Here is a 14,946-nt window from a genome sequence, read left to right as displayed (position 1 = left end):
AAAACACACATGGTTTTTAATGTTCTTAAAAAGCACTTTTAATTGCTTTGTCGTTGATGTTGATTACTATTTTTCCATCCATCAGTGGGAAATAAAAAAACGATATGTTTATTAAATAATTAGACTAAAAGGAAAATATCGTGAACGAATCACTGGATTTGAAAGTATTGCGAGTTATTCATTTTCTGGTGACTAACGGGAGTGTGACCAGAACAGCTGAGTTGTTAAATGTCTCCCCTGGAGCAGTGAGCTATATGCTCAATAAAGCGCGACATTTTACCGGTTCAGCACTGTTTTCCAGATCGGGCAATGGGATGGTGCCTGACAATGTTGCCAGGGAACTTAGCCTTCGCTATCAAAACATCAAACGAGAACTCTCCGAGATCTCTGGTACGAAAAAGCTTGAAAACCGAATGGTCACCATTAGTACCTATTCGTTATTCGAATTTATGATTTCCATGAGAATCTCCGATAAGCAAAACTTCCCGGGTATGTTTCATTTCTCTCCCCCAGAAATGGATTGCGAAACACGCCTTCGCCGCTTAAGAAGTAAAGAGGTAGATATTGATATCGGCACTGGCTTACAGCAAGACCGAAGCATAGTGCAAGTTTCATTATTTAAATGTAAGTTGAACATTCTTATGAGGAGGGATAATAAAAAAGCCAATAGCAACTTCACCCTAAAAGACTGGCAGGAAAGCCATCACGTAAGATGGTCAAGGAGAATGAATTTTACCTGCAATGACTATAAACATGCTAACAGGTTCCATGAGTTGATGGAGGAGCGGAATATCTCCATGATTTCAAGCGACTCATTAAATATGGTAATGCTGTGTGCCTTTACAGATCACATTATGTTAATGCCCGAAGTGCTGTCGAGAAACCTGGAGAATTATCTACCGCTGAAGTCCATTATCCCACCTCCAGAGTTGCAAATGAATTTTGAGTGTTTTCTTCATTATCATCGCTCGTTATCAGGTGATAATGCACTTCAGATGATTTTGGATAAACTGCATCAAATTACAACGGTGGAAAACGTCACTCCATAACATTCTTATCAAACTTATTATATAGAAGGGGTATCATTATGGTAAAAAATCGTACAGCTGAAAACCTTGAGAAAAAAGGGTTATGGCGTAGAGCCGCTACTTGCTGGCTATCGATTATGGACCATTGTCACACCGCAGAAGAACAGGATTGGGTAAGAAGACGGAGAAACTACTGCCTGGCACATATTAAACGTACCAAACATTCATCCGGTCTTGACCCCGCCAAAGTACACCGTTCAGTATCAACTATGATAAACAATATCCCTTAGCAGCCAAATCCATGAACGCAACTAAATCTATATAAAACATAAAATTACAATAGAAAATTTATTTTTAGTGTAGTTAAACCACACTATTATACCAGTTTTGATAAAATGCGAGATTATTTTAAATCGATAATCTCCATGCATAATTTAGATATTAAATCATTGAGAGTGATACATACACTGGTTAATTGCGGTAGCGTCACGCGTTCTGCAGAGTTACTTAATGTCACCCCCGGTGCAATTAGCTATTACATAAACAAAGCCAGAAAATCGACCAACACTGCACTGTTCTTTAAAACAAAGAATGGGATGATGCCAGATAATATAGCCAGGGAACTTTCAAAACGATATTTAAGTATCGTTAATAATAGCTCTTTTAGCAGTAAAGCGATTAATCTCTCCAGTAGAGACATCACACTCAGCTCTTACGCAATCCTTGAATTGTTAATAGGTATCTCCTTTAATCATCGCTCTGAATCCAGAAAAATTAATTTTACCCCTTTGCCTACCGATGACTCCGAGCGCCTGCAAAGGCTGAGAAATAAAGAGGTCGACATTGATATTGGCACCCGACTTACGCCTGATAATAATATCATTCAATCAAGACTATTTTCTTGCGGGGTTAAAATAGTTGCAAACAAGCAATATCCTCTGTCAAATGACCAATTTAGTCTTAGCGATTGGGAAAAAGCAACCCATATCATATGGGGTCGAGGCATGCATCTTTTTCATGATGATTTTGAACACGTGAATCTGTTCCATAAACACATGAATTTAAGAAACATTGTCTGCAAAGCCAGTAACTCGATCAATATGATACTGATGGCAGCATATAGCCAACATGTTGTACTAATGCCTGAAGTGATCGCTAACCAACTGCTTGGCAAAATTCCAATTAAACTTTTCACCCCACCGCCGGAGTTACAAATGATTTATGAGTGTTTCATCCATTATCACAAATCATATGCGGAAGAAAAAATCATTTCAGATATGTTGCAATCACTTTGCGCTATTTTTTAAAAGAAAAAACCACCAGTAACCTGGTGGTTAAAAAGGAAAAAAGATATGGCACCATGATATCATAAGACATATCGAAACAAGGGAAGAATGCCAATCAGTTTGCTGAAAAACATATATTGGCCTACAAAGTTAATTGTACTTAAAACCGTTAAGACTGCAATAAAAAATACAAAATCAGGCTTTCAAAAAACAAACGTTATTGCAACACCATGAACGTAAAAAAGCACTACCGTCCTGGCGGTGCTTTTAACTACTTTTCTTTTAAGCAACTAAAAGATAAGCAACAACGCTTATCCTTTATAATTCTATTATATTTTAAGAATGATTCAACATTGTTTTTTTAAAGAGTACTTTTAAAGTAAAAACACATTTTCTTCATACTTTATCGTCGCCAAAAAATGTTATTGAAAACACGCTTTAGAAAAGCAATTGCCCCCTGTGAATGTTCTCAGGGGGCAAAGAGGTTATGAACGAATGAAAGCCAGCAGATCGGCGTTAATCACATCCGCATGTGACGTGTGCATACCATGCGGTAAGCCCGGATAAATTTTCAGCTCGCTATTCGCTAAGAGTTTATCCTGCAAAATGGCGGCATTCTTATAAGGAACAACCTGGTCGTCGTCGCCCTGCATCACCAGCACCGGCACCGTAATCGCTTTTAGATCGTCGGTCTGATCGGTTTCAGAGAAGGCTTTAATCCCTTCATAATGGGCTTTCGCGCTACCGGTCATCCCCTGACGCCACCAGTTTTGAATGGTACCTTGCGAAACCTCTGCGCCATCGCGGTTAAAACCGTAGAACGGGCCACTGGCAACATCGAGATAGAACTGTGAGCGATTAGCCGCAAGCGCCTTGCGGAAACCGTCAAATACTTCGATGGGCGTACCGCCGGGGTTATTGTCGGTTTTCACCATTAACGGCGGTACGGAACTAATTAATACTGCTTTGGCTACCCGACCCTGCGGTTGACCATATTTAGCCACATAGCGCGCGACCTGGCCGCCGCCGGTTGAATGACCAACATGAACAGCGTTATGTAAATCCAGACTTTCCACTACCGCGGAAGCATCGGCCGCATAGTGGTCCATATCGTGACCTTCACTTACCTGATCGGAGCGCCCATGCCCGCGGCGATCGATGGCGATGACGCGAAAACCCTGTGCGAGGAAAAACAGCATCTGGTTATCCCAGTCATCAGCACTTAACGGCCAGCCATGGTGGAACACGATTGGCTGAGCCTCTTTCGGCCCCCAGTCTTTAAAATAAATATTAACGCCATCTTTAGTTGTTACGAATGCCATATCACGAACTCCTCTATTGAAAATATGACAACTTCTCATTAACATTCAATTGGTTACATTCAGCGCTGATATGATGTTTTTCCCTTACTTGCGAAAAACCTCAATGGCAACGGCGCCACAAAGTGTAGAAGATGATGGCTCATTTAGCTCATCCCTCAGCAATTTAATATCATCGCAGAAACTAAAATACGCTTTGTACCGTTTAGCGTTAGTGCATATTACCTATTGATAAAATACAACTTTTCGATACCTTTGATTTTATAGATAAATATCAAACAGTTATGACCAGAAGGAATAATTAAAATATTTATTCCTTCTACTCAGGCTTTACTATAAATTCCTCTCAAATACATTTCTTCAGATTATTTCCTGAGAAAAAAGAATAAACCAAATGCCCCGCACGCTCATTTTTAAACCACTGCGTTTACGCCTTACTTACCTTATCCACGCAGAATGTTTGCTGTTAATTGTGAGCCAGGCAACGTCCTGAGCGATGCCCTTCCTCCAATACTGTACAAACCGCAGAAAACCGCCATACTCAGGCACAAAACCTGTGATTTTCAAGGGGTAAAATTTGCCTGTAGCAATCCCGGATAGCAAAACGAATAAGAAAGGAATGACTGCGATGCACTACAAATTGGTTAAACAACTCAAAGATGATAATACATTAAGAAAAAGCTTTATTGATTTAGCCATCAAAACGTTCGATCTATCCTTTGACGCCTGGTATCAGCAGGGATACTGGAGCGAATCCTATATCCCTTACGCTTTCGTTGATAAGAATAAAGTTATCGCCAACGCCTCTGCGAATATTATTGATCTGGTCTGGCAAGGCCAACCCCGACGCTATATTCAAATAGGTACGGTAATGACCAATATTGATTACCGTAATAAAGGGCTTGCCGGACAGTTGATACAACATATCCTTGATGACTGGCGTGACAAAGCGGATGCTTTTTTCCTGTTCGCCAACTCAACTACCGTCGACTTCTATCCCAAATTTGGCTTTACGCGAACCGACGAATATCAATATGTGGCACCCGTTTCGCCTACTCCCGGCGACTTCCGTAAACTGGATATGGATAGTGCGCAGGATATCGCCCTGCTTAAGCACTACTACCAGAAATCCAACCCCTTTTCACAGCTACGAGTGGAGAATAACTTCGGCCTGTTGATGTTTTACTGTTCGGCGTTTATGAAGCATTTTGTCTACTACTCGGAGAAAAACCAGGCCGTCGCCATTGCGATGCAAAGCGCCCATGAGCTTATCTGCTTTGATATTTTTTGCGATGCCGGACAATCCATGGCGACCATTATCAATGAACTCGCCCAGCCGCAATCGCAACAGGCGGTGCTAGGTTTTACGCCGAAGGAAGCGCGCCTGGGCGAGTACGAAAAAATAGACGGCGACGATATGTTGTTTATCTATTCGACTAAAGAGAACATCTTCCACGACAACAAATTGATGTTCCCGCTGCTGGCGCACGCCTGATGCCGGGCCGCAGGTCATCTATTTAACCTGCGGCTGGTCGGTGTTGTTTCTTCCTGGAAAACCAAATAAACAGTACAATTGATTGTTGTTTTTTTGTTAAATCCAGGAGAAGCGCCACTTGCCCCTTTTTGACCTGCAGGATCTCTACGCCTTTTTAGCCCTCAGCGAGCACGGCAGCTTTCGCTATGCCGCCGAGGCGATTTGCATTTCGCAATCGGCGTTAAGCAGGCGAATTGAAAAGCTGGAAACCGCTTTAGGGGTGAGATTGTTTGAAAGAACCACTCGCCGGGTGACCCTCACGCAAACCGGCAGAGCTTTCGCCCCAAAGGCGCAGCATCTGCTTTCCGAATTCGAAGATGCCCTGGACGGTATTAGCGACCGCGCCGCCTTCGGCAACGGGCTGGTGACGGTTGCCTGTGTCCCCTCAGCCGCCAACTATTTTATGCCGCAGGTTATCAGCCAATTCCGTCTGCGTTTTCCCAAAGCGCGGATCAAGGTCATTGATACCAGCGCCGGAAATGTTTATAGCGCCGTGCAGAATCACCAGGCGGATTTCGGCCTGAGTTTTCTCTCCGAAATCGCGTCCGAGGTGGTATTTACGCCGCTGGTCCATGAACGCTACCTGGCGGTTTGCCGACGCGACGATCCGCTGGCGCAGCGTAACAGCCTCAGCTGGCAAGAATTTTTTAACCACGATTACATCTGGCTTGATAAGATCTCCGGCAATCGCCACCTGCTGGACGGCGCCCTGAGCGACGTAGGGCCACGACGCACTGCAGTTTGTGAAACCCGCCACGTGACGACCATGCTGGGTATGGTTGATGCCGGCCTCGGTATTGCGGCCATCCCGGCGATGGCGCTGCCGGCCTATGCACACCACGCGTTAGCCAGTATTCCGCTAGTGGAACCAGAGGTGAAAAGGCAGGTGGGGCTGATAAAAAAAGCGGGTAGAGCATTACCTCCTCTGGCCGCCGAACTCGAAAAAGCCATTACCGATTTTTACCATCCCACCGCATAATTAGCCCTCTTCCGGTAATTCGCAGGCGTTGGCGGGTAAAGGATCCATGCCTGTGCGACGGATTTCCGCCTGCGCCGGGACTGAAGCCAGATAGCACAGCAACTGCTTCGCCTGCGACTGCGCGGATGAATCGGCAACTACGGCGCCCGCGAAGCGGGTAACGTATTGCACTTCATCCGGCAGACGGCCAACGAACGTCACGCCGCTGACCGGCAACAGTTCGCTAACCTGCTGAAATCCTATCGCGTAGTCCCCTTTTGCCACCAGCGAAGCAACGGGGATTTTTTCGATCATTTTTGCTTTGGGGCTCGCCTGCGCGGCAATATCCAGTTTGCTGAACAGCTCCTTTTCAACATAGCGCCCACTGGCGCTATCCGAATAGGCGATGGATTTCGCCTGCAGCAATGTTTGTTTCAACGCGGCGACGCTGCTGATATCCGGTACCGGGGCCCCTTTTGGCACGACGGCGCCAATACGTGAATCCGCCAGTTCAATACGCGACCCCGGCATCACTTTGCCCTGCTTTTGCAAATCATCCAGGGCGTATCCCACCATAATCACCACATCCGCCTTTTGCCCTGCCGCCAGGCGGTTCGGTATCGCCTCCGCGGATTTCCCCATCGAGGGACCATGAATGATATGTAAGGTATTGCCGCTTTTTTGCTGATAGTCGGGCGCCAGTTTATCCAACGCCGCGGAGAAGCCGCCGGAAATCATCACCGTAATCTCCTGCGCGACGGCAACATGCGCATAGCCGCAGGTGAATACCACTAACGAGAAAACCCATGATTTACGTTGCATATTCACCTCTTAACCTAAAGAATTTTGCGTTTTCAATGCCTGTCGGGAAACGCGTTGATAGAGATACAGCGTCGCCAGTAGCGCGCAGATTGCCGCAAAACTCATCCAGTAGCCGGGCGCCGCCTTATCCCCGGTGACTTTAATTAATGCGGTGGACATCGCCGGCGTAAAACCGCCAAACAGAGCGGTAGCCAGGCTGTAAGCCAGGGAAAAACCAGCGACCCTGACCGACCTGGGCATAATTTCCGTCAGCGCGGGGATCATCGCGCCGTTGTAGATGCCGTAAATAAAGGAGAGCCACAGCAGCACGGACAACATCATGGCGAAGTCCGGCATGCGGGCCAGCAGCGATAACGCAGGCCAACTGGTGAAAATAGCCAGCAGCGTCATGCTGACCAGCACGGGTTTACGACCAAACTTATCGGAAAGCATGCCGCCGATAGGCAGCCAGATGAAATTGGAGATAGCCACCAATAGCGTGACCAGCAGGCTATCCGAGGCGCTTAATAACAACACGTTTTTGCCAAAGGTTGGCGCGTAGACCGTGATCAAATAGAACGCGGTAGTGGTCATGGCCACCATTAGCATCCCCGCAATCACCACCCGCCAGTTTGCCAGCAGAATAGTCAGCGATTGTCCTAAGGTCGGATGTTCCTTACGCTCCGTATACTCCGCGGTTTCATTCAGGTTGCGGCGTAAAAAGAAGATAAAAGGCACGATCAGGCAGCCAATCGCGAACGGGATTCGCCATCCCCACTGATGCAGACTCGACTCACTGAGCAGCATATTGAGCAGATAGCCCAATGAAGCGGCCACCATAATCGAGACCTGCTGACTGGCAGATTGCCAACTGGTATAGAACCCTTTACGTCCAGGTGTCGCCATTTCTGCGAGGTAAACCGAGACGCCGCCCAGCTCCGCACCAGCAGAAAAGCCCTGCAGCAGTCGGCCGCACAGCACCAGCGCCGGCGCCCACAAACCGATAGTCTGATAACCTGGCACCAGCACGATCAGGATGGTCCCCATCGCCATAATCGACAACGTGCCGATTAAACCTTTACGTCTGCCGACCTTGTCAATCCAGGCGCCTAACACCACGGCGCCAACGGGCCGCATCAAGAACCCGGCGCCGAAAACGGCGAAGGTCATCATTAAGGAAGCGAATTCATTTTCGGAAGGAAAAAAAGTATGGGCAATATAGGTGGCGTAAAAACCAAATAAAAAGAAGTCAAACTGCTCAAGAAAATTCCCTGAGGTCACTTGCAGGATCACTTTGGCCCTGGCGCGAAACACTGAAGTAGCGGCAGTTGCGGACATCACACTCTCCCTGATTAACTGAATAGTTAACTCTCATTAACATTTAGGTAACCGTAAGAGTGCGGGAAGTTGTAGCCAGGAATAAGCGCATTTTGCGCATCTATTGATGCGTCTGACACATTAATAAAGCCTGCGAGTGAAGCGACGTCAACAATGACGGGGCGATGGGTTCCCCCTTCCGCCCCGCCTCTAAACACTGATAGTGTGAACTCCGCTGCATTTCCATCCCCGGCAATCCGGGCTTGAGCGGGCGTTTTAACGTATATCGCGCACGGCAACGTGATCCATGTCGTCAAAGACCTGGTTCTCGCCAACCATCCCCCAGATGAAGGTATAAGCGCGGGTACCCACCCCTGAGTGAATCGACCAGCTTGGCGAAATCACCGCCTGCTCGTTATGCATCACAATATGACGGGTCTCCTGCGGCTGCCCCATCATGTGGAACACGCAGGCATCCTCATCCATGTTGAAATAGAAATAGACCTCCATCCGCCGCTCATGGGTATGGCAAGGCATGGTGTTCCACAGGTTACCCGGCGCCAGTTCGGTCAGGCCCATGCTGAGCTGACAGGTTTCCAGTACATCCGGCACGAAATATTTATTGATGGTGCGGCGGTTGCTGGTCAGGTTGTCACCCAGCGTCACCGGCGCTACATCGGCAGGAGTGACTTTCTTCGTTGGATAAGTGGTATGCGCCGGCGCGCAGTTGTAGTAAAACTTCGCCGGTTTTGCGTGGTCGACGCTGGTAAAAACCACCTCTTTCGCCCCCTTACCGACGTACAGCGCCTCACGGTGGCCGATTTCATAACATTGGCCATCAACGGTAATACAACCCGTGCCGCCGATATTAATCACCCCTAACTCACGGCGTTCGAGGAAATAGCTTACCCCAAGCTGTTTACCGACTTCGCCACCCACCGACACCCCGCGCTGCACCGGCATAACGCCGCCAACAATAATGCGGTCAATATGGCTGTACACCATGGTGTATTCATCAGCCACAAACACTCGTTCAACTAAAAACTCATTACGCAGCCCCTGGGTATCCAGAGTTTTCGCATGCGCGCTGTGGATACTTTGTCTTACGTCCACGTTAGCCTCCAGGCAGATTCTTGAATGACAAAGCCCTCCGCAGGAGGGCGAAAATAGATTAGTGATTTGCCGATGACGCCACGCTGGCGCCAGGCGCTTTCACCACCTGCGCGTTGCCAAAACGTCTGGCGTACAGGGCGGTAATAATCGGTACTAAAATCGCGGTGACGATGACGCTTGCCGCGACCAGCGCCGTCGCCGAAGCGGCCACCGGTTCAAAGGCCGGATTAATCTGCGCGATGATCACCGGGTTCGCGACCGCCGCGCCCGCTGCGGAAGAGGCCGCGACGCCAGCTGTCCCATTACCGCCGCCGATAACCCGGTCAGCAATAATCAACGGGATGCCGGTAATGATGATGACCGCCACGCCAAGCACAATCCCCAGCAGTCCGGTATCCAGAATCACGCTCAGGTTGATGGTGTTGCCCAGCGCAAAGCCAAAGAACGGAATCAGCACCGGGGTGGCTTTGCTAAAGAAGGCGCGGAAGTCGTGGTCGAGGTTACCTAAGGCAAAGCCCACCAGGAATGGCAGCACCGCGCCGATAAAATGGTGAGGCTCGAAGGAAGCCAGACCGGCGGAGCCAAGGATAACCATCGTCATCAGCGGCCCGGACTCCAGCGACATCAATACAAACGCGCCGGACTCTTCTTTACTGCCGTACTGATTCATCAGGCTGGCGTACAGACCGCCGTTGGTCATATCCATTGCCGAGACAATAGCCAACACCGACAGTCCGGCAAAGAAACCGGTCTGGACGCCGTTTTCCGGAATGACCATCGCGGCGATAAAAGCGACGATCCAGGCGACGGCAATTTTGGTGATCACTAACGTGCCGGATTTACGTAATACGGTACCGGTGGCGCGCAAATCGATCGATGCGCCGATACAGAAAAACCACACCGCCAGGATCGGTACCGTGCCGCCAATCATACCTTTGGTGAATGAACCAAAGTAATTACCGGTATCCGGCGCCAGGGTATTAAGCACCGCGCCCAGCAGCAATGGAACCAGCATCATGCCGCCAGGGATACGTTCAATGGTTGCTTTGATCTTCATTTTTTATCCTCATCTCCACCCCACCTGAACGGCAAGGATGTGACTTATTCTTTCAATAGCGTTTGAAAAAATTCTTACTGTTCATTGCATTACGAACAGATGAGAAAAGTCAGGAGTCTCAGGGTTGTGCGCACCACACTGATACCATGCCGTTATCATTGATCATGTGAAATAATGATTCAACGAAAACAAAACAGCGTTTTAGTTACCGTCATCACATATCAAAAAGAAATCGAACGACAGATGGTTTATTGAAAACAAAAGGGAGGTGTAGCCACGATGTTGCGGCAATCAGGGGTAGGATGAAATGTTAGACAGATGTTTTAGTGGATTCGGTGACACGTGCCGGACAAAGCAAGACACGGCGGTCTTCGCTTTGCCCGGCCTGCAGATGGGCGAGGATCAACTACCGCGGTAGGTAGAGTAGCCATACTGGCTCAACAACAGCGGGATATGTAACTTTTGGTTCTGTTCCATTACGCTGAAAATAACCGGAATGACGGGAAAGAAGGTGCTCATATTATGACTTTTAAAGTAGTCACCGGTTTTGAAGGTTACTTTATACACCCCGGGCTCCATATTATCGGCCTGCGGATAAAGCGACTTGATACGGCCATCGGCATCCGTTTTACCGCTGGCGATATGCTGCCAGCCGCTGCCCTGCTGCTTATCGAGCTCAATCTGCACCCCTTGAGAAGGCAGACCGGTCTGCTGATTGAGAATATGTACGCTTAATGTCCCTTCCGGGGCCGCAAGCGCGCTGAAGCTCAACAATGAAATAACGGAAGCGATAATTAACTTCATGAGCGATGACCTTAATAAGCAAGTGAATGTGTCATCACTATAGTCAGCGCGATGGGAAATAAAATTAAACTTTTCGTTATTAATTAACGGGTAATAGCAGCGCGAATCTACGCCAAAGTCTTGTGTGGGATGGAGGAATCGAACGTAAGAGAAGCGATAATGGCACGCCCTACAGGATTCGAACCTGTGACCTACGGCTTAGAAGGCCGTTGCTCTATCCAGCTGAGCTAAGGGCGCACTGAGAAGCGGGAGCTTCGGGAGGTGCAATCGCGTGAAATTATACGGTCAACCTCCGGTGAGTCAATGCATTTTGCCGGGAAAAGACAGCAGCATAGCGAGCTTGTCGATTATTAACGCGATGTCTGGTTAAGGATTGTTCGCCCCGTCCGTTCGCGACTGGCCCCCTACGCCGCCATGGCGCGGAAAAATAGCCTGTTTCGCCCTTCTCGCGGCGGAAAACCGATAAAAACGCAAACGATAACTGACAGCGAGGCTGGCTTCTGACAAAATATCCACATCCCCCTTTCGTAAAGTGACAGATGGAATCCTCTCTCTGATGGCAGCAAAAATTATTGACGGTAAAACGATTGCGCAGCAGGTGCGCTCTGAGGTCGCGGAAAAAGTGAAGGCGCGCGTAGCGGCCGGAAAACGCGCCCCCGGGCTCGCCGTTGTGCTGGTCGGCAGCAACCCTGCGTCGCAGATTTATGTCGGCAGCAAACGCAAGGCATGTGAAGAGGTGGGTTTCGTCTCCCGCTCTTACGATCTCCCGGAAACCACCAGCGAAGCCGAGCTGCTGGAACTTATCGACACGCTGAATGCCGATAATACTATCGACGGCATCCTGGTACAGCTGCCGCTGCCTGCCGGTATCGACAACGTTAAAGTCCTCGAGCGCATTGCCCCGGACAAAGACGTCGACGGCTTCCATCCGTATAACGTTGGTCGTCTGTGTCAACGCGCGCCGCGTCTACGCCCATGTACGCCACGCGGTATCGTTACCCTGCTTGAGCGTTACAATATCGATACCTATGGCCTCAACGCGGTGGTGATTGGCGCTTCTAACATCGTCGGTCGTCCGATGAGCATGGAGCTGCTGCTGGCGGGCTGCACCACCACCGTCACCCACCGTTTCACCAAAAACCTGCGCCACCACGTTGAAAATGCCGATCTGCTGATTGTCGCAGTCGGTAAACCGGGCTTTATCCCGGGCGAGTGGATTAAAGAAGGCGCCATCGTGGTGGACGTCGGCATTAACCGTCTGGAAAGCGGCAAAGTGGTCGGCGACGTGGTGTTTGAAGACGCGGCGGAACGCGCGTCCTACATTACGCCAGTGCCTGGCGGCGTCGGCCCGATGACCGTAGCGACCCTCATTCAGAATACACTGCAGGCGTGCGAAGAGTATCACGACATTCAGGAGGCCTAAGATGGCGAATTTTTCTCTGGGCAAACACCCGCATGTTGAACTATGTGACCTGCTGAAGCTGGAAGGCTGGAGCGAGAGCGGCGCGCAGGCCAAAATCTTCATCGCCGAAGGGCTGGTGAAAGTCGACGGCGCGGTGGAAACCCGCAAACGCTGTAAAATCGTTGCCGGGCAAACGGTGACCTTTGACGGTCAAAGCATTACTGTGATCGCATAAACAAAAACGCCCGGCTAACCGGGCGTTTTTTATGGTTTACTTACGGCGCCAGGTAGTGCCCTGCGGGCCGTCTTCTAACACAATACCCATCTCGTTAAGACGATCGCGCGCCGCATCCGCCGCCGCCCAGTCTTTCGCTTTACGCGCATCCAGACGCTGTTGGATAAGCCTTTCGATTTCAGCCACTTCGCCATCATCGGCCTGCGCGCCGCTCTGCAGGAAAGCGTCCGGCTCCTGCTCAAGCAGCCCCAGCACCGAAGCGAGCTTACGCATATGGGCCGCCAGCGCGTTCGCGGCCGCCGCGTCTTCCGTTTTCAGGCGGTTCACTTCACGCGCCATATCGAACAGCACCGAGTAGGCTTCCGGGGTATTGAAGTCGTCATCCATCGCTTCAATAAAGCGCGCTTCGAAGGCTTCGCCGCCAGCAGGCTGCGCGGATTTGTCGGTCCCGCGCAGCGCGGTGTACAGACGCTCCAGCGCCGAACGCGCCTGCTTGAGGTTCTCTTCGCTGTAGTTCAGCTGGCTGCGATAGTGGCCGGACATCAGGAAGTAGCGGATGGTTTCGGCATCGTAGTACTTCAGCACGTCGCGGACGGTAAAGAAGTTACCCAGCGATTTCGACATTTTCTCGCGATCGACCATCACCATTCCGGAGTGCATCCAGTAGTTGACGTATTCGCCGTCGTGGGCGCAGGTCGATTGCGCGATTTCGTTTTCGTGATGCGGGAACATCAGATCCGAACCGCCGCCGTGAATATCAAAGTGATTACCCAGCTGTTTGCAGTTCATCGCCGAGCATTCAATGTGCCAGCCTGGACGCCCTTCACCCCACGGTGACGGCCAGCTCGGCTCGCCCTCTTTTGACATCTTCCACAGGACGAAGTCCATTGGGTTACGCTTGACGTCAACCACGTCGACACGAGCGCCCGCCTGCAGCTGGTCGAGATCCTGGCGCGATAGCAGACCGTAGTTAGGGTCGGTCGGCACGTCGAACATCACGTCGCCGTTATCCGCCACATAAGCGTGACCGCGGGCGATCAGCTGCTCGGTGATTTCGATAATTTCAGCGATATGGTGGGTGGCGCGCGGCTCGTTGTCCGGGCGCAGAATGTTCAGAGCGTCAAAATCTTTATGCATTTCGGCGATCATGCGATCGACTAGCGCGACAAAGCTTTCGCCGTTTTCATTAGCGCGCTTAATGATTTTATCGTCGATATCGGTAATGTTGCGCACGTACTTCAGCTTGTAACCAAGGAAGCGCAGATAGCGAGCGACAACGTCGAAGGAGACGAAGGTGCGGCCATGGCCGATATGACAGAGATCGTAAACGGTAATTCCACACACGTACATGCCAACTTCCCCGGCATGAATAGGTTTAAATTCTTCTTTTTGGCGCGTCAGTGTATTAAAAATTTTTAACATCGAAGATTCCGTGTAGACGTGTGTGGATATAAGTCGCTTATTCTAACCCTAATTCAAACCGGAAGCAGCACACATTGCAAGGTGCATCGACCCCCGCGGTTATGCTATAACAGCCACCTATGTCATACCCAACCTTGGGTTCAGCACTACAATCATCGGAACAGGATGCAAAAATGGTTACTTTCCACACCAATCATGGCGATATCGTAATCAAAACGTTTGACGACAAAGCGCCGGAAACAGTTAAAAACTTCCTGGACTACTGCCGCGAAGGTTTCTACGACAACACCATTTTCCACCGTGTTATCAACGGCTTCATGATTCAGGGCGGCGGCTTTGAGCCGGGCATGAATCAGAAAGCGACCAAATCTCCGATTCAGAACGAAGCTAATAACGGTCTGAAAAATACCCGTGGTACGCTGGCGATGGCCCGTACTCAGGCCCCGCACTCCGCCACCGCGCAGTTCTTCATCAACGTAGTAGACAACGACTTCCTGAACTTCTCTGGCGAAAGCCTGCAGGGTTGGGGCTACTGCGTCTTTGCCGAAGTGGTTGAAGGCATGGACGTGGTCGACAAAATCAAAGCGGTTGCCACCGGCCGCAGCGGCATGCACCAGGATGTGCCGAAAGAAGATGTTGTCATCAAAAGCGTCACCGTCAGCGAATAATT

14 protein-coding genes and 1 tRNA gene are annotated in these 14,946 nt (G+C 49.7%); 7 read left to right on the top strand and 8 right to left on the bottom strand.

The genetic code is table 11. From position 1 onward, the window contains the following. Positions 1–140 precede the first annotated feature (140 nt). Together ABLU86_RS01440 and ABLU86_RS01435 are read left to right on the top strand one after the other, a co-directional pair. Positions 141–1,049 carry a LysR family transcriptional regulator gene (locus ABLU86_RS01440; RefSeq protein ID WP_015704641.1) on the top strand — a complete coding sequence of 303 codons (909 nt, stop codon included), beginning with the start codon at positions 141–143 and terminating at the stop codon, positions 1,047–1,049. 404 nt (positions 1,050–1,453) lie between these two features. Further along, positions 1,454–2,335 (top strand): LysR family transcriptional regulator, encoded by an 882-nt coding sequence (locus ABLU86_RS01435; protein ID WP_071609868.1) that lies wholly within the window; start codon positions 1,454–1,456, stop codon positions 2,333–2,335. Between the two features lie 464 nt (positions 2,336–2,799). Here ABLU86_RS01435 and ABLU86_RS01430 read toward each other — a convergent pair whose 3' ends face one another. After that, positions 2,800–3,636 carry an alpha/beta hydrolase gene (locus ABLU86_RS01430; RefSeq protein WP_015367864.1) on the bottom strand — a complete coding sequence of 279 codons (837 nt, stop codon included), beginning with the start codon at positions 3,634–3,636 and terminating at the stop codon, positions 2,800–2,802. Positions 3,637–4,261: 625 nt separating this feature from the next. Between ABLU86_RS01430 and ABLU86_RS01425 the strand changes: the two genes are divergently transcribed. Both ABLU86_RS01425 and ABLU86_RS01420 read left to right on the top strand, forming a co-directional pair. Continuing rightward, the gene (locus tag ABLU86_RS01425; protein ID WP_020079430.1) at positions 4,262–5,128 is read left to right on the top strand and encodes a GNAT family N-acetyltransferase; all 867 of its coding nucleotides are present in this window, start codon (positions 4,262–4,264) and stop codon (positions 5,126–5,128) included. A gap of 118 nt (positions 5,129–5,246) precedes the next feature. Then, the gene (locus ABLU86_RS01420) at positions 5,247–6,146 is read left to right on the top strand and encodes a LysR family transcriptional regulator (protein ID WP_015704636.1); all 900 of its coding nucleotides are present in this window, start codon (positions 5,247–5,249) and stop codon (positions 6,144–6,146) included. On the opposite strand, the gene ABLU86_RS01415 is transcribed toward ABLU86_RS01420, so the two are convergent. The 6 genes from ABLU86_RS01415 to ABLU86_RS01390 form a co-directional block, all read right to left on the bottom strand. Continuing rightward, the gene (locus ABLU86_RS01415; protein ID WP_047053335.1) at positions 6,147–6,947 is read right to left on the bottom strand and encodes a substrate-binding domain-containing protein; all 801 of its coding nucleotides are present in this window, start codon (positions 6,945–6,947) and stop codon (positions 6,147–6,149) included. A 9-nt stretch (positions 6,948–6,956) separates the two neighbouring features. After that, positions 6,957–8,264 carry an MFS transporter gene (locus ABLU86_RS01410; RefSeq protein WP_032714006.1) on the bottom strand — a complete coding sequence of 436 codons (1,308 nt, stop codon included), beginning with the start codon at positions 8,262–8,264 and terminating at the stop codon, positions 6,957–6,959. 255 nt (positions 8,265–8,519) lie between these two features. Further along, positions 8,520–9,356: a 5-dehydro-4-deoxy-D-glucuronate isomerase gene (kduI, locus tag ABLU86_RS01405; RefSeq protein WP_047056045.1), complete on the bottom strand. Its 837-nt coding sequence runs from the start codon at positions 9,354–9,356 to the stop codon at positions 8,520–8,522. 58 nt (positions 9,357–9,414) lie between these two features. Beyond that, the gene (kdgT, locus tag ABLU86_RS01400; RefSeq protein ID WP_046883706.1) at positions 9,415–10,413 is read right to left on the bottom strand and encodes a 2-keto-3-deoxygluconate transporter; all 999 of its coding nucleotides are present in this window, start codon (positions 10,411–10,413) and stop codon (positions 9,415–9,417) included. Between the two features lie 402 nt (positions 10,414–10,815). After that, positions 10,816–11,217, bottom strand: a complete 402-nt coding sequence (gene uraH / locus ABLU86_RS01395; RefSeq protein ID WP_020079433.1) for a hydroxyisourate hydrolase — start codon at positions 11,215–11,217, stop codon at positions 10,816–10,818. Between the two features lie 160 nt (positions 11,218–11,377). After that, a tRNA-Arg gene (locus ABLU86_RS01390) sits at positions 11,378–11,454 on the bottom strand. A gap of 319 nt (positions 11,455–11,773) precedes the next feature. On the opposite strand from ABLU86_RS01390, the gene folD reads away from it, so the two are divergent. After that, entirely contained in the window at positions 11,774–12,640 is an 867-nt protein-coding gene (gene folD / locus ABLU86_RS01385; protein WP_015367875.1) for a bifunctional methylenetetrahydrofolate dehydrogenase/methenyltetrahydrofolate cyclohydrolase FolD, read from the top strand. A 1-nt stretch (position 12,641) separates the two neighbouring features. After that, positions 12,642–12,854: a ribosome-associated protein YbcJ gene (gene ybcJ, locus ABLU86_RS01380; RefSeq protein WP_015367876.1), complete on the top strand. Its 213-nt coding sequence runs from the start codon at positions 12,642–12,644 to the stop codon at positions 12,852–12,854. A 36-nt stretch (positions 12,855–12,890) separates the two neighbouring features. Here the strand turns inward: ybcJ and cysS are convergent, their stop codons facing one another. Next, a complete protein-coding gene (gene cysS, locus ABLU86_RS01375; RefSeq protein WP_015367877.1) occupies positions 12,891–14,276 on the bottom strand; it encodes a cysteine--tRNA ligase in 1,386 nt (461 codons plus the stop codon). Between the two features lie 173 nt (positions 14,277–14,449). Between cysS and ppiB the strand changes: the two genes are divergently transcribed. Next, positions 14,450–14,944 carry a peptidylprolyl isomerase B gene (gene ppiB / locus ABLU86_RS01370; RefSeq protein ID WP_015367878.1) on the top strand — a complete coding sequence of 165 codons (495 nt, stop codon included), beginning with the start codon at positions 14,450–14,452 and terminating at the stop codon, positions 14,942–14,944. The last annotated feature ends 2 nt before the right edge of the window (positions 14,945–14,946 follow it).

Source organism: Klebsiella sp. JN_Kp121 (assembly GCF_040062145.1).
In the GTDB taxonomy this organism is placed as follows: Bacteria; Pseudomonadota; Gammaproteobacteria; order Enterobacterales; family Enterobacteriaceae; genus Klebsiella; species Klebsiella aerogenes.
This window is presented reverse-complemented; position numbering and strand designations above follow the sequence as displayed.